Consider the following 23373-nt stretch of genomic DNA (forward strand, 5'->3'; position numbering starts at 1 on the left):
TCCATGGAGGACGTATGAGGGCTGACTTCGACCTGTACCGCCCGTCCGAGGAGCACGACATGCTCCGCGACGCCATCCGCTCGCTGTCCGAGGCGAAGATCGCGCCGTACGCCGCCGCGGTGGACGAGGAGGCCCGCTTCCCGCAGGAGGCGCTGGACGCGCTGGTGGCGAGCGACCTGCACGCGGTGCATGTCCCCGAGTCGTACGGCGGCGCGGGCGCGGACGCCCTCGCCACGGTGATCGTGATCGAGGAGGTGGCACGGGCCTGCGTGTCCTCCTCCCTCATCCCCGCGGTGAACAAGCTGGGCTCGCTGCCGGTCATCCTCTCGGGCTCCGAGGACCTGAAGAAGAAGTACCTGACGCCGCTCGCCAAGGGCGACGCGATGTTCTCGTACGCCCTCTCCGAGCCGGACGCGGGCTCGGACGCGGCCGGTATGAAGACCAAGGCGGTCCGGGACGGCGACCACTGGATCCTGAACGGCGTGAAGCGCTGGATCACCAACGCCGGCGTCTCCGAGTACTACACGGTGATGGCCGTGACGGACCCCACGAAGCGCTCGAAGGGCATTTCGGCCTTCGTCGTGGAGAAGTCCGACCCGGGTGTCTCCTTCGGCGCCCCGGAGAAGAAGCTGGGCATCAAGGGCTCCCCGACCCGCGAGGTCTATTTCGACAACGTCCGGATCCCGGCCGACCGCATGATCGGCGAGGAGGGCACGGGCTTCCTGACCGCGATGAAGACCCTGGACCACACCCGCATCACGATCGCCGCGCAGGCGCTGGGCGTCGCCCAGGGCGCCTTCGACTACGCCAAGGGCTACGTCCAGGAGCGCAAGCAGTTCGGCAAGGCGATCGCCGACTTCCAGGGCATCCAGTTCATGCTCGCCGACATGGCCATGAAGATCGAGGCCGCACGTCAGCTGACGTACGCGGCGGCGGCCAAGTCCGAGCGGCTGGACGCCGACCTCACCTTCCAGGGCGCGGCCGCGAAGTGCTTCGCCTCGGACGTGGCGATGGAGGTCACCACGGACGCGGTCCAGCTCCTCGGCGGCTACGGCTACACCCGGGACTACCCGGTGGAGCGGATGATGCGCGACGCGAAGATCACCCAGATCTACGAGGGCACGAACCAGGTCCAGCGCATCGTCATGGCACGCAGTGTGCTCGCGTCCCGGGGTGGGGTGCGATGACGGCGGTGACCGCGGCTCCGGCCGTCGAGAAGGTCGGTGTGGTGGGGTGCGGACTTATGGGATCGGGCATTGCCGAGATCTGTGCCCGCAAAGGCCTCGACACGGTGGTGTTCGAGGTGAGCGATGCGGCACTGGAAGCCGGCCGGACCAGGATCGAGCGCTCTCTGGAGCGCGGCGTGGTACGTGGCAAGGTGTCGTCGCAGGAGCGGGATGCGGCACTGCGGAGCCTCCGATTCTCCACCGATCTGGAGGACTTCGCCGATTGCCACCTTGCGATCGAGGCCGTGCCCGAGGACGAGGAACTCAAGACCCGTCTCTTCGCCGAGCTGGACCAGGTGATGCGGCGTCCCGATGCGCTGTTCGCTTCTAACACCTCCTCCATACCTGTCATGCAGCTGGGCGCAGCCACTACCCGTCCTGGCCAGGTGGTCGGCCTGCACTTCTTCAACCCGGTGCCCATGCTCGACTTGGTGGAGCTGATTCCCTCGCTGGCCACCACGGATGCGGCCTGGGAGCGTGTCCGCTCCTTCGCCGAGACGACGCTCGGCCGACACGTGATCGTTTCTCAGGACCGAGCCGGCTTCGTCGTCAACTCACTTCTCATCCCGTACCTGCTCGCTGCCGTGCGCATGTTCGAATCTGGCTTCGCTCGGGCCCAGGACATTGATCAGGGCATGGTACGGGGGTGCGGTCATCCGATGGGGCCCCTAGCCCTGGCCGACCACATCGGGCTCGACACCACCTTGTCCGTCGCCGAGTCTCTGTATGCCGAGTTCAAGGAACCGCTGTACGCGCCGCCACCCCTGCTGTCCCGCATGGTCCAGGCCGGGCAGCTGGGCCGCAAAAGCGGCCGGGGGTTCTACACGTACGGCGACCGCTAGGCCGTCTCTTTGGGATCATGTTGCTGGCCATGGTCCGGGTGCCGGTCCGGGGATGCGATGACCGGCTAGCCGGTCCAGTAGGCACTGTTCAGAGTGGCGGTCAGCCGTTCGTCTGTGAGCTTGACATCCACCCACCTGCCCTTCGAAATGGCTTCTGTGAAGTCGGCCGGTGGGGTGTGCTCCAGCAGGAGTACGAAGTGCAGGGCGAACGGCGGCCAGTCCCCGTGGGGAACGCCGTCACCGTCGAGCTGGAGGTTCGCCTTCCAAGCCGCCTGGCAGAGCACCGAGACGAACAACCCAAGGAAGTCAGCCCTGAGTAGTGCGTCGGCGTCGTCGATCAAGATCGCGACGTCGTTCCTTCCGTGCCCGGGACCGTGCCAGTCGTGCAGGCAGTCGACGAGGGCGTCCCAGTTGTAGCCGAAGTCCCCAGGAAACGAGAGCTCTCGCGCGAAGGTACGAAACAGCGAGGCAGGTTCGATCAGGTCTCGGGCATTCAGCCGGAAGACGAGGCCGCCCCGTTCCAGGAGCGCAGCCGCTTCGGCGGATACCCACGGGTCCGTCTCGGCCGTGAAGACGACCCAGGGCGATGTGGGCTGCGAAAGGCTTGGGGTGGTCACGCCAGAGATCTTCGCACGCACTTCCCGAAGCCGGATCGTGGATATTCCCTGCTCGCTGCTCTGCTGTGTCATTGACTGACGCGCAGTGGGCCAGCTCGAATCACTCTTGCCGGACCGGACGCCGCGGAGAGGCGGCCGATGGCGTGATCACCGAGAAGTGATCAATGCAATCGCCTGGAAGTACCGCACAGGCTCGCCCTGGGAAGCCCTCCCCAGCGAGTTCGGCTCATGGAAGGGCGCGTGCAACCGTCTGCGGAAGTGGGCGATCGACGGCACCTGGGAGCGGGTGTTCATGGCTCTGCTGGCCCAGGCGGACGCCGAGAAGAACCTGGAATGGGTCGTTGCCGTCGACTCCACCATCGTTCGGGCACATCAGCACGCCGCCGGAGCCCGCAGCAATGGGGCGCAGGTCAGGGAGCCTGCTGACCATGCTCTGGGGCGTTCCCGCGGAGGACTCACCACCAAGGTTCACTTGGCTGCCGACGGCAACTGCCGACCGCCGGCCTTCGTACTCTCCGCCGGACAGGCGGGGGGACGCACCTGCCTTCGAGCAGATCATGGCCGCGATCCGTGTTCCGAGACCACGTGGCCGGCCTCGAGTTCGGCCCGCCGCGGTCTTGGCCGACAAGGCCTACTCTTTGCGTGCGATCCGCGAGCATCTGCGCAGAAGAGGGAGCCGGGCCGTCATGCCTAGCAGTGGGACGGCGTGAGAAGGTAAATGGCCGGAGGACGAGCGGCTGACTGGGCCTCAATGTCCCAGCAAGCGTTCGGCGTTGCGTGTTGTCAGCGCACGCCAGGTCTCCCCGGCCGGCTGCACCGCCGCATCGATCGAAGCCACCTGGGAGACCACGGCCTGATGCGGGGTGAAGCAGAAGTCGCTTCCGTACAGCAGCTGCCGGTTCCCCACCATCTCGACCAGCGCCGGTACCTGGCGCGGAAACGGGGTTCCCGCGATGTCGAACCAGAGACCGGCCAGTTGGTCGCGCACCGAAACGGACGGTGTGCCGTCGCCTGATCGAACCATCTGGGGGAGCAGGTCGGTGAAAAGCTGAATCCGATCGGCGAGCAGGGGCAGCACGCCGCCGGAGTGGCTGAAGATCCATCGGATTCCGGGAAACCGGGTCAGGACGCCGTTCAGCACCAGGTCGCAGGCGCCCCGCGCGGAGTCGAAGAGGAATTCCATCAACGGCCGGGGGCGGCCGAGTGCCACGTCCACGGCGTGCGGCGGCGACGTGGGGTGGACGAACACCACGGCCTGGCGGGCGTCGAGAACCTTCCACACGGGATCGAAGAGGGGGTCGCCCAGGTAGACACCGTGCGCGTTGGTCTCCACAGTCAGACCGTCCGCACCGAGTTCGTCCAGTGCGTAAGCGGCTTCCTCCACGGCCCCTTGGACGTCAGGCAGGGGCAGGGAGGCGAAGTGGCCGAAGCGCTCGGGATATTGCAGACGGACTTCGGTGGCGTACTCGTTTACCGCTCGCGTCAGAGTCCGCGCGGCGTCGGTGTCGCCGAAGTGGGTGCCGGGAGAGGAGACCGAGAGCATCGATCTGCCGATGCGACACCGGTCCATGAGCATCAGATGCGCTTCAGGGCTCCACTTGGGCCAGCTGGGCATCCCGTCGGGTCGTACGTGTCCGGCTGCCTGGGCCTCTGCGATGTACCTGTCGGTGACGAAGTGGGCGTGGACATCGATCAAGGCCGTCATTCATCCTCATCATGCTTTGGGTACGCGTCGCCCAGGACCCTAGTGACCGTTCCACTCTTCTGTGCCATTCGTTCCAATGAGTGGCACACAGGAGGTCGCTCGTTCGGAGGACGATGCGCTTGAGGCTGCGGCCAAAGCTGACACGCCCGTGTAGCCCTCCTGCTGTGGATCCTCGACGAGCCCCTCACTTTTTCGTGGGGCCGGGCGAGGCACGTCTGCGCGGCATGCGGGACACCGACGGGTTCCGGCAGGGTGAGCGAGGGGCGGCCACCAGGGGCAACCGGCTCATGGTGAACGGCGGACGCGACGACAATGACGCCTGCGTGGGCAGTCCCATTGACGGGGATGGCGGCTGCTGACGGTGGTCTCGAGGCACGGCCAGTTCACGGAGCGGTCGGGACCCAGTGCTGGTCGACCTGTGTGTCGCTCACCCGCCGGCGCGAGGCTCGCCCAATTCGGAGGCGGCAGTGCCCCTCCCGCCCGGCGGGAGGGGCTCGCCCTCGAGAGCGGTGTGCGGCGCCCCGCAGCGAGGAGCGCCGCACACCGCCGGGGCCCGGTGCGATGGCCGTGGCGAACGCGGGGCACCCCTCAGTGCCCGCCACGGAGTGTGCGGCTCCGTGTGCGTCGCCGTGAGGGCCGGGCCTTGGATGGAGTCTGCCCCACTGAAAACGCAATTTCAATCCAATATCGATATTCTAGGTCTGTGGCGTTTATGCTGGGCTCTCTGGAACACGTCGGACTGCCGTGAGCGGTCGACGCACGCGCACAGCAATAGGTCTAGGGACTCCGGTATGAGGACTCCGAGCGACAGCAATCAGGCCCAGTGGCTCTACCAGCTCTCCCCGCCCGACGCCGGGTCGGTTTGTGCGCCCGCCAGTTCGGAGCGGACTCTTGCAGTGGCGACCGAAAGGCTGGGTTCACGGACGGTCGCATGGGCCATCGACCTGGGCCGGGAACTGGCTCGCACCATCACCGCCGAGGTTCCCGAACTCGGCGGCGGCCCCGATCCCTTCGAGACGCTCCGGATGGGTACCGAGTCCGCGGTGCTGCATGCCCTGATGATGCTGGCGCAGGCGAGTCCGAGCGTGGCGATCTCCGACGAGGCGCTCCTCGGAGGCAGGGAGTTCGCCCGCCGGAGGGTCGGGTTGGGCAGTGTCCTGCGGGGGATCCGCATGGGACACGCGCTTCTGGCACGCTCGGTGATGGAGGCGAGCCGAGAACTCATCCCTGCCGACGAGCAGGCCGAAGAGGTCCGGCGCATTTCGGACGTGCTGTTCGCCTTCATCGACGAGTTCTCCTCGCGCATGACCGACGAGTACCTCGCTGAACACGACCGCTGGGTCACCAGCGGCGCGGCGGCGCGGGAGGAGGCCGTGCGCGTGATCATCAAAGGTGACCCGGTCCAGGAGGAGGCCGTCACCCGGGTTCTCGGCTACCGGCTGGCAGCGCGTCATCTCGGGATCGTCGCCTGGTGCGACTCCCACCTCGGACTGCCCGCGACCGATCTCCAGCAGGCCGCCTCGGACTTCCTCGCCGGCCACGGCTGTCATCCGCATCTGCTCATACCGGTCGGACGAACGGGTCTGTGGGGATGGGGAATCACCACCGCCGAGTGCCCTCGCCCCGCCGAGGACGCCCGGTGGGTGCCTCCGGCGGGGATACACATCGCGTGCGGATCTGCTCGGGACGGGCTCGAGGGTTTCCGCCAAACGCATCGGGAGGCCGAGCACGTCGCACGTCTCCTGCGGATGAACCCACCGGAGGACGGGGCAGCGGTCCACTACCGGGACATCGATGTGACGGCTTTGCTGTGCAGCGATCTGAACGCGGCACGGCGTTTCGTCCAGGACGAGCTGGGAGCACTCGCCGTGCACAGTCCTCATGGCGAGCAACTGCGAAGTACCTTGCGGCAGTACCTGTGCTGCGAGAGAAGCCTCGCCACGGCCGCCGCGCGCCTGCACGTTGCCCGCAACACAGTCACCTACCGCGTCAAGCGTGCCCAGGAACTGATCGGACATGATCTATCCAGTCGACTGTTGCAGGTCATGACGGCACTGGAGGCGGCCCATGTACTGGGAGCCGCGGTGCTGGAGCACACCGACAGTCCGGGGCAACGCACGGTCGCCCGCCCCTGACAGCGCCACCTCGGCTCCTTCACCAAACTGCTGGGCTCGCGGCTCAAGCGAAAGCCCGGCGCTTGCGCGGCCGGCGCAAGTCACCCGAGCTCGAGTGCTGTTCCACTTGCAGACCACGCGCACCCGTCCCGCAGGGTCGGTGTCCGCATGGATGATCCGGTACCACCGCACCAGGAGCCCGCTGTGCCCGTATCCCTGACCACGTCACCCCACCGGCAGCTGCCGCCCGTCGAAGCCCAACGGTTCCGTCACGTGCTGGGCCATGTGCCGACAGCCGTGAGCGTCGTGACTGCAACGACTCCCGAGGGCCCGGTGGGAGTCACTGTCGGAAGTCTTGCTTCCGTATCCCTGGAACCGCCGCTGGTGGTCTTCTACAGCGGGCAGCACTCCGCAAGCGCCGCGGCCATCGTGAGCGCCGGCGAGTTCTGCGTGAACGTCCTGGCCCAGGATCAGGGCCATGTGTGCGCGGCGTTCGCCGGCCGCACGGCCGACAGGTTCGCGTCGGGGTCGTGGGACTCTGCCGCCGACGGACCGCCGCGCCTTGACGGGGCGCTCGCCTGGATCGAATGCACGGTGGAAGCGAGTTTCCCGGCGGGAGACCACATTGCCGTCATGGGCCGGGTGCACCGTCTTGCCGCGGATGACTGCAGCGGGCCCCTCGTGTTCTGCCGCGGCCGGCTGCTGCGTCTGGAACAGACTCGTACCCGCGACGCCTCCGTTCTTCCCTTCGACTGGTGGACCGGCTGACCACACCAGGGCCGGTGGCCCGGGTCGGATAGCTGCCGAACCCGGCAGACCGAAGGACGTGGGCTTATGAATTTGGTCGTCGTCGGAACAGTGCGCTTGCCGCCCCACATCTACCGATCGCGCCGCGGTGAGTACGTGCGCGCCCCGCTGGCCGCAGCCGGTGGGATGGGCAGGCGATCTCGTCGGAATTGCCGGGGCGGCGGACAGACTTCGCCGCGCCGCACCGCGTCGGCTCTCGGCGCCCCGCCCAGCGCAGCGGAAACCCTTCCCCGAGTACGGGAACGGGGTGAAGCGGAGCGGCGTCGTCCCACGCCTCGCGCTCGCCGAGCAGGCAACCTGTCGCCTGCCGGCAGCTACGGTCCTCATGGATATCTCTCCATGCCGCTGACTGGCATGCCAGGTGCCAGTAGATGACACATCCGCATAGCGTCAGACACACGAAGGACGACGACCGGTCGGCTGCCCGGCCGAATCCACCGTCTGCCCGTCGCAGGAGGCACCGTCCCGGAGCGCGAACAGCGCCGCGGCGAACCGTTCGCGAACTCACCGACGTATCTGCCCTGAGGAGGTCCTGACCATGGCCTATTGGGAAATCGCGGTCCCGTTCACCTCACCGCACGGCGGAGAGGGAATCCACTACTTCACCTATCCGCTGGACAGCTGCCCCGTGCCCTCGGCAGCGGTCCGCGCGGCCACCGCCGACGCCGTCAGCGAGGACGCTGTGCGTCACCGCCGCGGAGCCGAGATCGCGGCGCACTCCTCGACCACGATCCTGCGCACGCCGGCTTTGTGGTAGCCCGCAGCCGACTGACGGTTGGTGCGAGGGAGATCGCGGGATTTGGGCTGCGAGCACATCAATTGCGTCGAGAAGCTTTGCGAAAGCCCAAGACCACGCTCCGACGTTGCGTTCCCGGACCAAGACAACCGAGGCCGCGGAAGCGTGAAATCCACGGCAACGGCGCCTTCTAAGACGAGGTGCGCTCCCCATGAGCCGCAGGAGATTGCCATGACGACCGCAAGTGCCACTTCAACGGCGGAAACGCTCGCCCAGACCCCGCAGCAGAGTGCCTCAGCGCTGGTTCCGCTGCTCCAGTCGAACGCGGCGCGCACCGAGACGGACCGGAAGGTGGCGGAGGAGAACATCCAAGCCCTCACCGACGCCGGGCTGTTCCGCCTGACCGTTCCGCGGCGTCTGGGCGGTCTGGAGACCGACTTCCGCACCTTTCTCGAAGTCACCTCGGAACTGGCACGCGGCTGCGGGTCGACCGCGTGGGTCGTCACGCTGATCAACGTGTGCAACTGGCTCGTCGGGCTCTATCCGGAGCAGGCCCAGCAGGAGGTCTGGGGCGACGATCCGCACGCGCGTGTGTGCGGCGTTCTGGCTCCCAGCGCGACGAGCCGCCCAGTGGTGGGCGGTCACATGGTGAGCGGCCGCTGGGGCTTCGCCTCCGGCAGCCTGCACTCGCAGTGGGCGACAGTGGGAGTGCCGCTCATGGACGACTCGGGAAACCAGACCGACCAAGGCATGGCACTCGTCCCGATGAGCGACCTGAGCATCGAGGACACCTGGTACGTGGCCGGGATGCGCGGCACCGGCAGCAACACGCTGGTGGCCGACGAGATCTTCGTGCCGTCGCACCGGATCATGTCGGTTACCCAGGCCGTGCAGGGCGCCTACGGAACCGAGCACGAGGACGAGACGCTGTACAGGTCGGCGTTCGTGCCGGTGCTCAGCCTGGTGCTGGCCGGCCCGCAGACAGGCCTCGCCCAGGCCGGCAAGGACGTCGTCGGCGTCTCTCTGGCCAAGGGCAAGGGCATCTCCTACACCTTCTACGAGCGGGCCGTCGAGGCACCGTCGACACAGATCCAGTTCGCCGAGGCCGCACAGCTGATCGACACCGCGCGACTGCACATGCTGCGGGCTGCGGACGACATCGACACCTGGGCCGCGAAGAGCGAGTACATGCCCTTCGCGATCCGGGCCCGGGTACGCATGGACACCGGCTATGTGGCACGCAGGTCGCGCGAGGCACTGGACCTGCTGCTGAACATCCAGGGGGCCGGCAGCTTCGCGGAGGCGTCCCCGCTCCAGCGCATCTGGCGCGACCAGGAGACGGGCAGCCGGCACGCCGTGATCAATCCGGCGATCGCCAACGAACTGTACGGGCGAGCCCTGCTGGGCATCGAAGAGCAGGTCACACCGCTGATCTGACGGACGCGCTGCTCTGCCCGCCGCCGCTGGTTACCCGGCGTCGGCGGGTGTTCCTTCGGCCACGATGAGCTCCTCCAGATTGCGCATCGATGTCTGGAAGGCCCGTCGCAGACCGGGCTGCCGGAGCCGGTCGACGAGGAGCCCGACGATGCCGAGGCCGGCCCGATAGCGGACCGTGTAGGTCATCTCGACGCCTTCGGCACCGTCGTCGAAGGTCAGCTGCCGAAATTCGAAAATGTTGGTCAGATCGCGCATCGGGTCGAATCCGGTCGCGGTGTCGACGCGCCGCCGCAGAGGGTCTATCGCCCTGACCGTCCAAGTGGAACGAGTGGTCAGCGGCCCGAGGGTGCGGTTGCGTTCGCAGTAGGTCCGGCCCACCTCCGCGGTGCCGTGATGGGCGGTGACCTCCAGCACGCCGTCGACCCACTCACCGTAGCGACTCGTGGCGGAAACGACGTCCCAGACCCGTGCGAGGGGTACGGCGAGTACGGCGCGTTCGGTGATCTCGGTCATGTCGGTGGCCATGTCAGTCTTCCTGTTCGATGACGGCTTCTGCGGTGTCCTGGCCGGAACGCACGGCCCCGTCCATGTAGCCGTTCCAGTAGTCGGCACGTTCGGCGCCGGCCCAGTGGACACGGCCGAACGGCCTGTCCCGCCAGACGCCCAACTCGGTGAGCACACCGGGGGCGGCGACCGCGGTAGGACCCCCGCGGGTCCACTCCTCAGCGGTCCAGTCCTGCTCGAAGTAGCTGCGAGGGCGCAGTGCGCCGGCGCCCACCACCTGGGCGAAGGCGCGCAGCACAGCGCCGCGCCGCTCGTGCGCGGGCCGGTGCGCCCAGGCACGCCACTGCCTGCCGCCCAGGAAACCCATCAGGACGCCGGGGCTGCCACTGGGCGGCGAGTTGTCGAACGTGGAGCACACCGTCGAACCGGCACGGAAGACACCCTGGCCGGACAGACCGTCGGCACGCCAGAACGGTTCGTCGTACACGGCCTCGCACTTCATCAACTGCCCGAAGGCCAGTCGGCCGAACAGCGCATCCTGCTCCGGCGGCAGCAGCGGGGACCAGCGGATCCGGGCGGCGAGCGCGGGAGGCAGCGCGACGACGACCCGGCGGCACGTCCACGCCGCGGTGTCGGTCCGTACGGTGACGGTGCGGGCCTCCTGCTCGACAGCGCGCACGGGGCAGCCGAGAACGACACGACCGTCGAGTTGTTCCGCCATCGTGGTAGACAGGCGCTGCGAGCCTCCCACGAACCGGCGTTCCTGGGCGCCGTTCCTGGTACCGATACCGCGGTCGAGTGTGCCGGGATGTCCCTCGGAGCCCATGCCGGCTATGTAGTGGAGGCTGAACAGGAGGGAGGCTTCGGCGGCGGTGGCGCCGTATGCGGAGCCGAGGAAGGCGTTCAGCAGGTCGAGCCCGCCCCGGCCCAGTGTGGTGCTGCGGATCCAACTGTCGAGGGTGAGCGAGTCCCAGCGGCGGGCGTGCTTGGCTTCCCACGGTGCGTGCAGCGGGATCTGCCGGGACATGCGGGCGAGCCGGGCGGTGGTGACGCCGATGTCCGGCAGGGCGAGCAGGTCCGGGGGAATGTCGCCCGAATAGCGCGTCGCGCGCCCCGCGTGCACGTACACGGAGGCGCCCTCGTCGTAAGCGGGGAACGTGTCGATGCCGAGTTCGTCTGCGAGAGCGAGCACATGGTCCTGCGTCGGTCCGACGAACTGGCCCCCCGCCTCGACGACCTGCCCGTCGCCGAGGTCGTGGTTGAGGGTGCGCCCGCCGACGCGGTCACGCGCTTCGAGGACGACGACGCTGTGCCCGGCGGCGACCAGCCTGCGTGCGGCGGTCAGCCCGGCCAGCCCCGCGCCGACCACGACTACGTCGGTGCGGTGACAGGAAGACGCCGGGGAAGGGGATGTCTCGGGAAAAGGAGCCTCAGTCGAGGACGGCATCGTTCATCCCTCGCTCAGAGTCGGCGCAGCGGCGGCGAAGGCCTGCACGGAGGCGAGGTCGAAGTCGCCGTGGTCCGTACCCAGTCCGGCGACGACCCGGGCCGCGGTGGCACAGCCCAGCACAGCTGCCTCGGCCGGTTCCTGCCCGAGGGACAGACCGCGCAGGAAGCCAGCAGAGAAGGAGTCGCCGCAGCCGGTGGTGTCGACGACGTCGGCAGCGAAGGCGGGGACGGAGTGCTCACCGTCAGTGGCGACGACAACCGCGCCGGCCGCCCCGGCGGTCGCGGCGACACATCCGGCGCCGCGGTCGAGGAGCGCGCGGCACCCGGCCACCAGGTTGCTGGCACCCGTCCAGCCGAGGACCTGATCGTCGTTGGGCAGCAGGTGGTCGATGAACGGCAGACAGTTCGCGATCCAGTCCAGCCATGACGGCTCGCCGGGAACGAGACAGTCCACGGAGGTCGTTACTCCGTGATCGCGTGCGAAGGAGAGAATCTTCGCGGCAGCGGAGCCGCCCATGAGCTCCGGTGCACCGAAGTGCAAATGGGTCGCGGCGGCGATCGCCTCCCACGGAGCGTCGTCCGGACCGTAGCCCGCGTTCGTCCCGATGACGTGGAAGGCCGGATGGGAGCCGTCCGGTCTGACCGGCACCACGCTGGCCGAAGTCTGCGCGTCGTTGCGGCGCAGCAGCAGAGAGGTGTCCACGCCGTCGCGGGCGAGCAGCGCCAGTAGGTGGTCGCCGAGCGGGTCGGCGCCGATCGCTCCCGCGCCACGCACGGTGGCACCGAGCTCGGCGAGAACGAGGGCGGTTCCACCTGCGGGGCCGGCCGCTGTCACCTTGATGCGGTCGACGAGCTGTCCGCCCTGGCCCTCGGGGATGTGCTCGACCGGACTGACGAGGGTGTCCAGGACGCACGCGCCCAGTGCGATCACGGTCATCTCGGGGGCCGTGGTCATGACGTCTCTCCAAAGGCGTCAGTCGGGTCTGGGTTCATACGCGCCAGCGCGGCCTCGATGACGGCACGCTGCTGCCCGCTGTCGAGGGTGCGTGGTGTACCCATCGATGCCGCGCACCGGTAGAGGGTGCACGCCCACTCCAGGAGCAGCGCCTGTTCGACGGCCACGTCCAGGGAGTGCGCGTGGGTGACCGCGCCGTGGTTGGCCATCAGCGCGGCCGACTTGCCGTCCAGGGCGGTGAGCACGTCGGCGGCCAGTTCGCGTGTGCCCCAGGTGGAGTACGGGGCTACGCGCAGGGCGCCTCCCAGCTTGAGCATGTAGTAGTGCACGCAGGGCAGTTCGTCGACGACGAGACCGACCGCCGTCGCCATCGGAGCGTGCGTGTGCACGACCGCGGAGGTGCCGAAGCGCCGGTAGATCCCCAGATGAAGGCTCAGCTCCGAGGTCGGCTCAAGGCCGCCGTAGATCCGGTTGCCTTCGAGGTCGACGACGACCACCTGTTCGGCGCTCAACCCGCCGAACCGGGCGCCGGTCGCGGTGACCACCACATCCGAGCGCACCCGGACACTGACGTTCCCGGCCTCCGCGATGACCAGCCCACGGGCCGCCAGCTCGCGGCAGGCGTGTGCGACCCGCTCCCGTATGTCCCTGTGGTCGTTCACCGAGGTGTCCCGGCGGCTGCGCCGATTTCGGCGTGGCTGATCGCGATCATGCTGAGGCGCTCCTGCTGTTGTCCGTGGGATCTGAGGACGGGGACGGGGTTCGTCGTGCCGGGCCCGGCCGGTATTGCCCTCTCAGAGCGGGTGAAACAGATGTCTGGGCGTTTGTCCAGAGGCTCCTACAAGTCTGGACGCATGTCCAGACTTACTTCGGTAGAATTTCCCGCATGCCGATTCGACCTGCGACACACCGGGCCAGTGGCGCCGCCCGCCGCGCCGAACTGCTGGAGGCTGCCATCGAGGTCATCGCCGAGAGTGGCGTGAAGGGCGCCACGCACCGGTCGATCGCCGCGCGGGCCGGAATGCCCCCGTCGACCACCAGCTACTTTTTTTCGTCCCTGGACGAGCTGATCGAGGAGGCTCTGCGGATCGTCGCCGATCGCTTCACGACTCGCGTGGACGCGCTGATCAGGGAGATCGCTGAGGCCGACGTAGGCCCGGAAGCGTCCATCGACCGCTTCGTCGAGCTGATGCTGAGCGGACCGCAGACGGATGTGGCGGCTCAGTTCGAGATCTACCTCGAGTGTGCTCGCCGGCCGCAGCTCCAGGCCCCGGCGCACCAGATCATGGCGGCCGTCGAGCGAGGCGCCGAGGCTGCGCTCCGTGCGGTCGGCACGCCCCTCGCCGCCGAACGGGCTCCGATGGTGGTTGCGATGCTGGACGGGTTCGCCCTGCATCGGCGTGCCTGGCCCCGCGGTGAGGCCGACCGCCGTTCCCTGAGGGAGGCGCTCCGGGCCCTCCATCGCGCGTTCACCGTGATGGATGCCGCCGGTGCTGAGTTGTCCCAGACCCCTTCTCGGAAATCGCATCCCTAAAGTCTGGACGCATGTACAGACTATTTGTAGTGTCCTGCCCTGTCCGACCTGCCGACCCTTCATGAGGCCGGCAGGTGCTCCACGGCTGGCTGGGAGCCCCCATGGCTACACACAGACCGCTCCAGGACAAGGTGGCACGAGGCGTGATGCGGGCGGTCGGTGCGCTGCCGCCCCGGGTGCAGCGGGCCCTGGGCGGACGGCCCACCCGTATCGACGGGCAGGAACTGCACCCCGAGATCCAGGTCGCACTCAGACTGCTGCGCCTGACGACAGCCCGGACCTTCGAACAGCTTCCCCTGTCCCAGGGGCGCGCCCAGATCAGTGCCGAAGCCTGGATCTTCGGTGACCGGCTCCCGGTCGCCAGGGTGCGCGACCTGAGCGTGCCGGGACCGGCCGGACCGCTGGCCGCCCGGCTCTACCGCCCCTCCGGCCTCGACGGGCCTTCGGCCCTGCTGGTCTACTACCACGGGGGCGGCTGGGTCCTCGGCGATCTGGAATCCGCCGACTCCGCCTGCCGCTTCCTCGCCGTCCACGCCGGACTGTCCGTCCTTTCGATCGACTACCGGCTCGCTCCCGAGAACCCGTTCCCCGCCAGCGTCGAGGACGCCGTGGCAGCCTTCCGTCACGCCGCTCGCAACGCCGAGTCCCTGGGCGTCGATGCCCACGCGATCGGTGTCGGCGGAGAAAGCGCCGGCGGCAACCTGGCCGCAGTCGTTGCGCAGGTCACCCACGCCGAACCGGGCCCCTCACCCGCGTTCCAGCTGATGTTCTTCCCGGTGACCGACCTGTCCGCCAAGCGCCCTTCCTACCGGCTGTTCTCCCACGGCTTCTTCCTGACAGAGGCACAGATGGACTGGTACCGCGGCCACTACCTGCCCGACCCCACCGACGCACTCGATCCCCGTGCCTCCCCCCTGCTCGCCGACACCCTCGCCGGACTGCCGCCGGCCTATATTGCTGTCGCCGGCTTCGACCCGCTGCGCGACGAGGGCGAAGCGTACGCACGACAGCTCGAGGAGGCCGGGATCCCCGTCACCCTGCGCCGACACAGCGGACTCGTCCACGGCATCATCAACGCCACAGGGGTTGGCCATACCGGTCGTGGAGCCCTGCTTGAAGCAGCCGACGCACTCCGCAGCGGGCTCACCGCACTGGCCGGCCGCTCATGAATACCCCTCCCTCAAGGCCATCGACGGCCATGCGGATGGTCAGCGCCCTGCTCCGCAGAAACGGGCTAAAACGGACGCTGAGCGACGTCGTTCTCACCGAACGGCACCGGCAGCGCGCCCGAGCGAAAGGGCCAGCCGCCCCACCCCGGTCCGTGCGAGCGTCATGCCACATCACCTGGACAACGATCGCAGGACTACTCGTAGCGGTCGTGTCGCCGAAGCGCGCGAAGAGCGCTACCACGCCGTTCATCTACCTTCACGGCGGTGGATACACGAATCCGATCATCACACACCACTGGCGGCTCATCGCGGCTCTGGCCCACGAGAATTCATGGACCGTCACCGTCCCCATGTATGCCCTGGCCCCGGAGAGCGACGCGACCGACGCCCTTACCCGCCTGACCGCCGTGCACCAGGCCGTCGCACGCAATGCGCCAGCCGCTCCCGTGCTGGGCGGCGACTCGGCCGGAGGAGGCCTCGCCCTGGCCCTCGCCCAGCGCCTACGCGACGAGCGACTTCCAGGGCCACGCCACCTCGTGCTCTTCGCGCCGTGGCTCGACATCACCCTCTCCAACCCCGCGATCGCGGCGATCCAAAGGTTCGACCCGACGCTCTCACTGCCCGGCCTGCGCCATGGCGGCCTGCTCTGGGCGAACGGATGCGACCCGAGGGATCCGGCGGTCAGCCCTCTCTATGCGGACCCCGCGAACCTCTGCCCGACCACCGTGTTCGTGGGCACCCACGACCTCCTCCTGCCGGACTGCCGGGCGTTCGCGGTCAAGGCGCGGGCGAAGGGGACGGACGTGGCGCTGTACGAGTTCCCCGGGGCATTCCACGTGTTCGTCGCGGGAACCTTCCTTCCCGAGTCCCGCGTCGCGCGCCGTCTGCTCACCAAGCGCATCGTGAGCAGCGCCTGACGCCGCACAGGCGTTCGCCGTCACGTGCGCAGGCCCGAGCCGGCAAGGCGGCCAGGGCTGTCCACTGCCGGCTTCGGGCGAGGAGGCATGCGCAGCTCCGCCATGAGTACGGCGGAACTGCGTTACCGCGCTCCCGGCAGGAAACACATCTTCCGCTCGCAGCCGACGCAGGTGAGGACGAGCGCAGGCCGCCGTCGGCGTCATGCCGGGCGTCCACGCCACCGGACCCGGCACCCGGAGAAGAGAAACTGGGTCATAATGGCAGTCATGACAATTGGCAGCCAGGTCGTGCAAATGAAGGTGGCAAAATGGTGACGAAGCCGGCCGAGCCCGGACTGCGGGAACGCAAGAAGGACCAGACGCGACGTGCTCTACGGGAGTCTGCGGCCGGGCTCTTCGCTGACCGCGGCTTCACACAGACGACGGTGGCCGACATCGCGGCCGCCGCCAACGTGTCCCAACGCACTTTCTTCCGGTACTTCGACAGCAAGGAAGCGCTGCTCCTGCCGGACAGCATCGAACTGTTCGCCCAGATCGAAGACGCTTTCCGGGCACGGCCCACGACCGAGGGCCCTCTTGAGGCGACCTGTGCCGCGCTCGGTGACGCGGTGTCCTACTTCGCTGTGAGCAGCCTGACCGCGCTGGCCCACCCTCTCGGCGAGGTGCGCGAGCAGGCTCGCGCGGGCCTGTCCCGCCAGGTCGCCGAGTTCGAGGAGCGGCTGACCGAACTCGTCCAGGAACGTCTCCCACCGGACACCCCAGACGCTGACCTGCGGGCGGCGGTGATCGCCAACTGCGCCCTCTCGGCCGCTCGAGCGGTGCTGCGCACGCTGCGCAACCGCCGCGAGGCGGGCTTGGCGGTCGAGCCGGAGAGTTTGCTGCCCAAAGCCTTCGGCATTCTGGGCGACTTCAACTCACTCTGAACAAGCGTGACCGGCCCGCTGCCCGGGCTGCATGGCGCGCTCGAGCGGCCTTGTGGGCGACAGCCGGGCTCGCTCTGCGCAGGTTCCCATGCCCGCCCGCTGCGGGCATGTGCCGGTCGCTACCCCATGCGGGTTGAGGGTCCGTTGCCACTCCGGACAGGATCACCGGCACACAATTGACACCTGCTCAGCAACCGGTCGGGAGGCCGTCATGCGGGCTCGAACTCTGTCTACTTCCCGTCTCGTGCTGCGCCCTTTCGCCATCGCGGACGTCGACGCGCTGACGGCCGCCCTCCAGGACGACGAGATTGCGCGCTGGACGCTGACACCTGTGCCGTTCCATCGGGAGCATGCTGTGTTCTTCGTGGAGGCGGCGTACCCGGACGGCTGGCGGGAAGACCGGATGTACATGTTTGGCGCCTTCACCCGGCAGGGCGCACACCTGGTGGGTGCGGTCGGACTGTCGGTGAGGGGAGTGGGCGTTTGCGAGATTGGGTGCTGGGTGGCGGCGGAGCACCGGGGGAACGGCTATGCCGCGGAAGCCCTCCGCGCCGCGTTGCGCTGGGCCTTCGGCTACCTGGTGGCAAGCCGCGTCGAATGGTTGGCGATCACCGGAAACGACGACTCGACGAAGCTCGCGACACGGCTGGGCTTCCGCTTCGAGGGCGTGCTGCGCAGCCGGATCGATCAGCGGGGCTTCCACCGCGACGCGTGGCTGGCCGGGCTACTGCCCGCGGACCTCGCGGCCGCCGACACGGCCAACGACGAACGATGAGCGGCAGGGATACGGGCCCAGGCGACGTCCGCCGGTGTCTACGCCTTTGACCGCAGCGCATTCTCAGATCCCTGTGATCGGCGTGGCTGGGACCGGAACCTCGCCATGAGAGACGCTGCGCCGCTTGCCCGCCGCCCTCCCCTCAGCGCCGCGAAACCCGTGGATCACGACGTCCGGGTGCCCGCCCCGAGCTGCCGGGAGATGGCCCGGGCACTGGTACGCACAGCGGTCACATAGGTGCCGGGAGCCAGCTCAGAGCTGGGCATGACCACGGACAACGCCGCCACCACACCATCCGCGTTGCGCACGGGGGCCGCCACGGTACTCAGCGTCCCGCCGGTCTCCCTCTCCACGGCGAATCCGCCCCTGCGCACCTCCGCCAGCGTGCGACGTAGTTCGGCCGCCGAGTCCCACTCCATCAGGTTCATCTCATCCTTGGGCGCGAAGCCGCGCAGCGCCCTTTCCTGAGCCTCCGCCGGCGCGTGCGCGAGCAGCACCAGGCCTACGCCGGTCGCCGAGAGAGGCATGCGACCGCCCACCCGAAAGCGGACCGGTGTCGCGCCATGGGCGGACAGACGTTCTACCAGCAGGGCGTCGTCGCCATCGCGCACCGCCAGCAGCACATGCTGCTGGGTGACGTGGAAGAGGTCCTCCATGTACGGCATCGCCACCGCGCGCAAACCGTGGCCGCGTGGTGCGAGCGAAGCGACTTCCAACAGTCTGAGGCCGATGACGAAGTCGCCGTCATCCAGGCGCTCGAGGGCCCCGGCCTCGGTGAGTTTGCGAGCCAGGCGGAGCGTGCTGCTGCGCGGGATACCCGTGCGCCTGGCGAGGTCTGCCAGGGACAACACGCGGTGTTCCGAGTCGAACGAGTTCAGCAGTCGGAAGGCCCGGTCGATCACTGCCTCGCCCACTGCCGGCTTGCCCCCATGCCCCGGCGCGGTCTGCCCAGCAGCCGCTTCGCGGCCTGGCAGCGTCACACGATCACCGTTCCATTCAGCGGTACGAAGGATGCCAGTCTATGGGTCCTTCTCTAGCGTGTGGCGAGAAGAAGCGCAACACAAGCCCTACAGGGCCTGGCCCCAGCAGCGAGCCATGGCCGTGGCCGGCGCGCCGACCACTGAGGCAGGAGCGATTACCCATGACCACGCCTTCTCAGGCTTCCAGTCGACAGACGCAGCACCACCAGCCGGTGCTGCTGCGTTCGGCCACAGTCGTGGACACACGCGACGGCACGCTGACCCGAGAAACCGACGTACTCGTGCGCGGCGGCAACATCACCGAGGTCGGCCTCAACATCGACGTCAAAGGCATCCAAGGGCTGCAAACCATCGACGCGCGCGGCCTGTACGCCGTACCCGGATACAACGACATGCACGGCCACCCGCTCGGCCAGTCCCTGCGGCATCAGACGCGTGACCTCAAGCTCCTGCTGGCCCATGGCGTCACCGGGTTCCGGCAGATGTCGGGATCGATCAAGCTGCTGCGCGATCGGGCTGACGGTGCACTCGGCCTTCCCGAGAGCGGCCCGGCCCTGCTCGCCACCCCAGGGCCGTTGCTGATCACTCCCCTGAACGCGGCCACCGAGGAACAGGCGGTGGCCACGGTCCGCGAGCAGTATGACGCCGGCGCCGACTTCATCAAGGTCGCGATGGTGACGCCCGACGTGTTCTTCGCGGCACAGGCGGAAGCGCTGAGGCTCGGACTGCCCATCGTGGGACACCTGCCGGCGGGTATCGATGTTCTCAAGGCTTCGCGCCTCGGAATGAAGTCCATCGAGCATCTCGGCCCGGGCGTGGGCTTGTTTGCATGCTGTTCCACGGAAAGGACTCATGTCGAGCAGGGCGCCGGCGGACGCGCGGCGATCAAGGTGCCGCCCTTCAAACTGCCGTTCATGGAACAGATCATGGGCCGTGTGGTGAAGAAGCTGGTCGTCAACCCCATCAACCGCAGCAACCCCGACGAGGTCAAGCGCCTGCGTCGTGCAGCTGACAGCTTCGACGAAGACCTGGCCCGGAAGCTGGCCGAGCGGTTCGTCGCGGACGGCACCTGGCAGGTCCCGACGCTGATCCGGGTGAAGACGCAGCAGCTCTGCGACGACCCGGACTTCGCCGAGGATCCCGCCCTGCGCCTCATGGACCCCGGCACGGTCAAGGGCTGGAAGAAGGCGGCTGCCAAGTTCAGTGAGTTCCCTGCGGAGACGCGGGCGACGTTCAGGACCCTGTACGAGCAGCAGCTGCGCCTCACCGGGATTTTCGACGAGGCCGGCGTGCCCATGCTCGCAGGCAGCGACTGTTCGGGTGCCGCGTGGGTGGTGCCGGGGCGGTCTCTGCACCAAGAGTTCGACGAGTTGGGCAGCGCGGGGGTATCTCCCCTGCGAGTTCTGCAGATGGCCACCTTGCGCGCCGCCGAATTCCTGGGGAGGACCGCCACCATGGGAACGGTCGCGCCGGGGAGGAATGCGGACCTGGTGCTCCTCGACGCCGATCCGCTGGAGAGTGTGCAGAACTTGCACCGCATCGCCGGGGTGGTCCGGGCCGGTCGGCACTACTCCTCGGCCGACCTGACCGCACTGAAGGAACGTGCGGCGACGGAGGCCTGACGGCACGCACTGCCACTGCCCCGCTCCTGCCACATCCTTCGTGCCGACGGTCCCCTCGATCGCGGCGTCCGGTCCCGTCGAACGGACAGTTAAGGTGATCCGTTCCCGATGCGGCCGGCAGAATTTCTGCCCCTCCGTCCTCCGGGTCACTTCAGCAAAGCGAAGTCCGTGGACGCACCTGGCGGCCGCCCCACCGGCCCCGAGCGAGTCGTGGCGGGGGACGGGGTGCTCAGCAGAGCGGCAGGCTTTCCGCGCGAGAAATCGATCCGGCAGTTCGACTTCGACGCCGACCCGATTATCGACCCGGCCGCCATCCACACCCTCGCCAAGTGCGACTGGGTCAAGAAGGGCTTGCCGCTGTGCCTGATCGGCGACAGCGGAACCGGCAAGTCGCACCTGCTCATCGCGCTGGGCACCGGGGCGGCGATGCACGAGTACCGGGTGACATACGTGCTGGCCACCAAGCTCGTCAACGAGCTGGTGGAGGCGGCCGACGAGAGGCTGCTGGCCAAGACCATCGCCCGTCGGCGCCCTTTTGCCCGGCGGGCGAGGCGTTGACGCGCACGCCCGGGTGTTCACGAGTGCCTCTGATCAGGGACGTCCCGGAGCTTTGCAGGTCGTTTCCCGTGAGGTGTGTGATCGTTCCCCGTCAGGCTGGGTCAGCTGTCTCGGAGGCCCCCTTCATCGAGGTGTCCGCATATGTGGGCCGTGCGGCAGAAACAGGCTCTGCCCCGGCACGGGCTCAATCCGTCGCAGCGGGCCCGCCAGGTGGAGTCAGTTCGCACCTACAAAATCGGGTCCCTCAGGCACCGGGGGAGTCGGAACTGACCTACAGGTGGCGTCAACCTTCACCTACGAAGCCACTCCGTCGTCGTGTTCAGTGCCGACTCCGCTCCGGCCTTTATATTGCGGCCGTACGCACCGCGGCCCGAACCATCGCACGCTACCTGGGCGCAGCGCACTGACACCCGCCGCTCAGAGAGCGGGCGCGTCGGCGCCCTCAACCGGGTGATGCGCCGCCCTTGATCACCCGGGGGTGGCGTGGCGTGGCGACCGACTCTCCCTGACGATCATGCTCGGGTGCAGTACAGGTCCCACCACCGCGACGAGGACGGCCATGCCCGCAGCCGTCCAGTAGTCGGCTCCCGCCACGTGGCCCCGCAGCAGCCACGTCGCCGCCAGGGCTAGGGCGACGACGCCCACCTTCAGCAGAGTCAGGCGCAGCAGAGAGACCCGAGGCTCGCCTTCCAGCCCGAGGCGGCGTCGCCTGCGCATGCGCAACCGCTCCAGCAGCGGCGGGACGATGAGGGCGACCAACAGGAGACGTTCGGTGTGCTCCCACAGGGAGGCCCCGTGGTTGACGGCCCAGAGCCCGCCCATGAGCACGCCGAGAACTGCATAGGGCACGACGACCTGCCGCGGCCGGCTGCTGGAAGACGCGGACGCCGGGGGAAGAGCGACTGCGGCGGTGTGCGGCTCGATGGCTTTGCGCATTGGCTGTCCGATCATCGGGGAGGGGAAAGGGCAGAGCAGGGCGGCGCGACGTACAGGCGTCCTCGCCGAGCTGGTCGCCCCGGCCCGCGCCCTCCTGCGGTGCACCGGATCTCTGCCGTCTGGAACAGAAGTTGTCGTTTGTCTGAGTAAAGCTCGTAGGGCGGCGCACACCAGGAGCCTCCAGCCCAGAGTCGACGACGCGGTATGGGCCGACAGCCCAGACGGCGCGGGCACGCTCGCCGTTGCGGTGTCGGCCGCCCGGACACCGTATGTCATCTAGTGGCAGTTATGACAATTGACAGTTCAGACAGATAGGGGTGAGGCTGTGACCACGGTGACGGGGCCCGCCATTCCTGGGAACCGGACCTGAGCCCGCCGGAGGGCAAGGACGCCGTTCGCACCGGAAGGTCCGCTGCCGCAGGCCTTCGACATCTCGCCCCCATCGGAGTCGACACACCATGAACAAACGCCGCCGAGCCCTCATCGCTGTGTCTGCTGCGGCTTCCCTGGTGCTGGCGCTGACCGGCGTCGATCTCTACGTCGAACGCAGGGTCGAAGACAAGATCGCAGAAGTGGCCGCATGTCGCCTCGGCGACGCCTCCGACATCAGCGCCGAGCTGGGCGATGCCTTCGCCGGACTCAAAGCCGCCACGGGCGGCATCGGCACCGTGCACATCAGCGCGGGACGCGTGCATCGCGATGACTTCGACATGGCGGTGCGCGCCTCCTTGTACGGGGTGTCCGCCAGCGGCGGGATCACCAGCGGCACGGCCTCGGCGACCGTTTCCTATACGCAGCTCGGCAAGCGGCTCGACGGTGACGCGGGCACAATGCGGCTGGGGTCTGACGGAACTCACCTCACCCTCACCGGAACTGCCGGTGACCTGGGAATGCCCTTCACGGTCCTGGTGGACTTGTCGACCACCTCGCACGCGGTGACCACGACTCCCACGGTCGTCACTCTCCTCGGGCGAGAGTTGCCCGTCAGCGCGTTGTCTTCGCTCCCCGGCGGCTCCGCGATCAAGGACAAACTCGAGCCACGGACGATCAACATCGACAAGCTGCCCGCAGGAGCGCGACTCACGGGCGCCCATCCAGCCGCTGACGGACTCACCCTTGAATTCAGCCTGTCGCCCAAGGACTTGGCCGCGGCGGACGGCGGGGCGGGTGACGCCGCGTCGTGCGCGTCCGACAGCGAGACGGCCTGAGCGTGCGCCCTCGAAGAGGGTGGGCCGCACGTCGGCCCATCCGGCCGGCCCGGCGACCCCACGAGGCGGACGGCGTTCCCAGGGGACGGAGAACGCCGCACACTCGGAGAGGGCCCACGCGATGCCCTCAGCGCCGTCCGAGAACGCACGGCGCACATCGCGCCGCCCGTCGCACGGGCTCGCGACGAGCGACGAACAGGGCGCCTCGCATGGCCAATACCGCTGACGCAGGAGGAATCCACGCCGCCGCTCGCAACTGGCTCACCGCCATGACATTGCCGACGCCGTCCCGGGAGGCCACTGACGGCCAGGCGGCGGCGACACGGTGCTGTCCGTGACCGGCACGGCCCTGGCGTCGC

At 68.4% G+C, this 23373-nt stretch carries 21 protein-coding genes and 2 pseudogenes; 15 read left to right on the forward strand and 8 right to left on the reverse strand.

All coding sequences use genetic code 11. The annotated features are described in order from the left end of the window. Window positions 1–14 precede the first annotated feature (14 nt). Window positions 15–1187 carry an acyl-CoA dehydrogenase family protein gene (locus tag OHU34_RS42430; RefSeq protein WP_405771862.1) on the forward strand — a complete coding sequence of 391 codons (1173 nt, stop codon included), beginning with the start codon at window positions 15–17 and terminating at the stop codon, window positions 1185–1187. Continuing rightward, window positions 1184–2068 carry a 3-hydroxybutyryl-CoA dehydrogenase gene (locus tag OHU34_RS42435; RefSeq protein ID WP_405771865.1) on the forward strand — a complete coding sequence of 295 codons (885 nt, stop codon included), beginning with the start codon at window positions 1184–1186 and terminating at the stop codon, window positions 2066–2068. The genes OHU34_RS42430 and OHU34_RS42435 overlap by 4 nt, the downstream gene beginning before the upstream one ends. A gap of 65 nt (window positions 2069–2133) precedes the next feature. On the opposite strand, the gene OHU34_RS42440 is transcribed toward OHU34_RS42435, so the two are convergent. After that, window positions 2134–2757: a barstar family protein gene (locus OHU34_RS42440; RefSeq protein WP_405771867.1), complete on the reverse strand. Its 624-nt coding sequence runs from the start codon at window positions 2755–2757 to the stop codon at window positions 2134–2136. Here OHU34_RS42440 and OHU34_RS42445 point away from each other — a divergent pair. Continuing rightward, window positions 2751–3377, forward strand: a pseudogene (locus OHU34_RS42445) (IS5 family transposase); the annotation flags it as partial. The gene OHU34_RS42440 and the pseudogene OHU34_RS42445 overlap by 7 nt on opposite strands. Before the next feature lie 56 nt (window positions 3378–3433). Here OHU34_RS42445 and OHU34_RS42450 read toward each other — a convergent pair. Then, window positions 3434–4390, reverse strand: a complete 957-nt coding sequence (locus OHU34_RS42450) for an amidohydrolase family protein (RefSeq protein WP_405771870.1) — start codon at window positions 4388–4390, stop codon at window positions 3434–3436. Between the two features lie 647 nt (window positions 4391–5037). Here OHU34_RS42450 and OHU34_RS42455 point away from each other — a divergent pair. The 4 genes from OHU34_RS42455 to OHU34_RS42470 all read left to right on the forward strand — a co-directional run bounded on the left by OHU34_RS42455 (window position 5038) and on the right by OHU34_RS42470 (window position 9484). Continuing rightward, on the forward strand, window positions 5038–6525 hold the full coding sequence (locus tag OHU34_RS42455) for a PucR family transcriptional regulator (protein ID WP_405771873.1): 1488 nt from the start codon (window positions 5038–5040) through the stop codon (window positions 6523–6525). A 183-nt stretch (window positions 6526–6708) separates the two neighbouring features. Continuing rightward, a complete protein-coding gene (locus tag OHU34_RS42460) occupies window positions 6709–7272 on the forward strand; it encodes a flavin reductase family protein (protein WP_405771876.1) in 564 nt (187 codons plus the stop codon). A 577-nt stretch (window positions 7273–7849) separates the two neighbouring features. Beyond that, a complete protein-coding gene (locus tag OHU34_RS42465; protein WP_405771879.1) occupies window positions 7850–8068 on the forward strand; it encodes a hypothetical protein in 219 nt (72 codons plus the stop codon). Between the two features lie 210 nt (window positions 8069–8278). Further along, window positions 8279–9484 (forward strand): acyl-CoA dehydrogenase family protein, encoded by a 1206-nt coding sequence (locus OHU34_RS42470; RefSeq protein WP_405771881.1) that lies wholly within the window; start codon window positions 8279–8281, stop codon window positions 9482–9484. Between the two features lie 30 nt (window positions 9485–9514). On the opposite strand, the gene OHU34_RS42475 is transcribed toward OHU34_RS42470, so the two are convergent. From OHU34_RS42475 to OHU34_RS42490, 4 genes are all read right to left on the reverse strand, one after another. After that, window positions 9515–10009, reverse strand: a complete 495-nt coding sequence (locus OHU34_RS42475; RefSeq protein WP_405771884.1) for an SRPBCC family protein — start codon at window positions 10007–10009, stop codon at window positions 9515–9517. A gap of 1 nt (window position 10010) precedes the next feature. After that, entirely contained in the window at window positions 10011–11357 is a 1347-nt protein-coding gene (locus OHU34_RS42480) for a flavin monoamine oxidase family protein (RefSeq protein ID WP_405771886.1), read from the reverse strand. Window positions 11358–11438: 81 nt separating this feature from the next. Continuing rightward, window positions 11439–12392 (reverse strand): carbohydrate kinase family protein, encoded by a 954-nt coding sequence (locus OHU34_RS42485; protein WP_405771889.1) that lies wholly within the window; start codon window positions 12390–12392, stop codon window positions 11439–11441. Beyond that, window positions 12389–13054 carry a class II aldolase/adducin family protein gene (locus tag OHU34_RS42490; RefSeq protein WP_405771891.1) on the reverse strand — a complete coding sequence of 222 codons (666 nt, stop codon included), beginning with the start codon at window positions 13052–13054 and terminating at the stop codon, window positions 12389–12391. The genes OHU34_RS42485 and OHU34_RS42490 overlap by 4 nt, the downstream gene beginning before the upstream one ends. Window positions 13055–13278: 224 nt before the next feature. Here OHU34_RS42490 and OHU34_RS42495 point away from each other — a divergent pair, with 224 nt between their 5' ends. The 5 genes from OHU34_RS42495 (at window position 13279) to OHU34_RS42515 (ending at window position 17710) form a co-directional block, all read left to right on the forward strand. After that, window positions 13279–13926: a TetR/AcrR family transcriptional regulator gene (locus OHU34_RS42495; protein ID WP_405771894.1), complete on the forward strand. Its 648-nt coding sequence runs from the start codon at window positions 13279–13281 to the stop codon at window positions 13924–13926. 101 nt (window positions 13927–14027) lie between these two features. After that, window positions 14028–15095 carry an alpha/beta hydrolase gene (locus OHU34_RS42500; protein WP_405771897.1) on the forward strand — a complete coding sequence of 356 codons (1068 nt, stop codon included), beginning with the start codon at window positions 14028–14030 and terminating at the stop codon, window positions 15093–15095. 209 nt (window positions 15096–15304) lie between these two features. Continuing rightward, a complete protein-coding gene (locus tag OHU34_RS42505) occupies window positions 15305–16012 on the forward strand; it encodes an alpha/beta hydrolase fold domain-containing protein (protein WP_405771899.1) in 708 nt (235 codons plus the stop codon). 308 nt (window positions 16013–16320) lie between these two features. Further along, on the forward strand, window positions 16321–16935 hold the full coding sequence (locus OHU34_RS42510) for a TetR/AcrR family transcriptional regulator (protein ID WP_405771902.1): 615 nt from the start codon (window positions 16321–16323) through the stop codon (window positions 16933–16935). A gap of 244 nt (window positions 16936–17179) precedes the next feature. Further along, window positions 17180–17710 carry a GNAT family N-acetyltransferase gene (locus OHU34_RS42515; protein ID WP_405771905.1) on the forward strand — a complete coding sequence of 177 codons (531 nt, stop codon included), beginning with the start codon at window positions 17180–17182 and terminating at the stop codon, window positions 17708–17710. A 164-nt stretch (window positions 17711–17874) separates the two neighbouring features. Here the strand turns inward: OHU34_RS42515 and OHU34_RS42520 are convergent, their stop codons facing one another. Continuing rightward, window positions 17875–18690 (reverse strand): IclR family transcriptional regulator, encoded by an 816-nt coding sequence (locus OHU34_RS42520; RefSeq protein ID WP_405771907.1) that lies wholly within the window; start codon window positions 18688–18690, stop codon window positions 17875–17877. 161 nt (window positions 18691–18851) lie between these two features. Here OHU34_RS42520 and OHU34_RS42525 point away from each other — a divergent pair, with 161 nt between their 5' ends. Together OHU34_RS42525 and OHU34_RS42530 are read left to right on the forward strand one after the other, a co-directional pair. Beyond that, complete coding sequence (locus tag OHU34_RS42525) at window positions 18852–20312, forward strand: amidohydrolase family protein (RefSeq protein ID WP_405771910.1); 1461 nt, start codon at window positions 18852–18854, stop codon at window positions 20310–20312. 234 nt (window positions 20313–20546) lie between these two features. Further along, window positions 20547–20837, forward strand: a pseudogene (locus OHU34_RS42530) (ATP-binding protein); the annotation flags it as partial. Window positions 20838–21338: 501 nt separating this feature from the next. Here OHU34_RS42530 and OHU34_RS42535 read toward each other — a convergent pair. Continuing rightward, on the reverse strand, window positions 21339–21806 hold the full coding sequence (locus OHU34_RS42535) for a hypothetical protein (RefSeq protein WP_405771913.1): 468 nt from the start codon (window positions 21804–21806) through the stop codon (window positions 21339–21341). Between the two features lie 458 nt (window positions 21807–22264). On the opposite strand from OHU34_RS42535, the gene OHU34_RS42540 reads away from it, so the two are divergent. Further along, window positions 22265–23014, forward strand: a complete 750-nt coding sequence (locus OHU34_RS42540; RefSeq protein ID WP_405771916.1) for an LmeA family phospholipid-binding protein — start codon at window positions 22265–22267, stop codon at window positions 23012–23014. The last annotated feature ends 359 nt before the right edge of the window (window positions 23015–23373 follow it).

Origin of the sequence: Streptomyces sp. NBC_00080 (assembly GCF_045041255.1) — a bacterium.
GTDB lineage: Bacteria > Actinomycetota > Actinomycetes > Streptomycetales > Streptomycetaceae > Streptomyces > Streptomyces coriariae.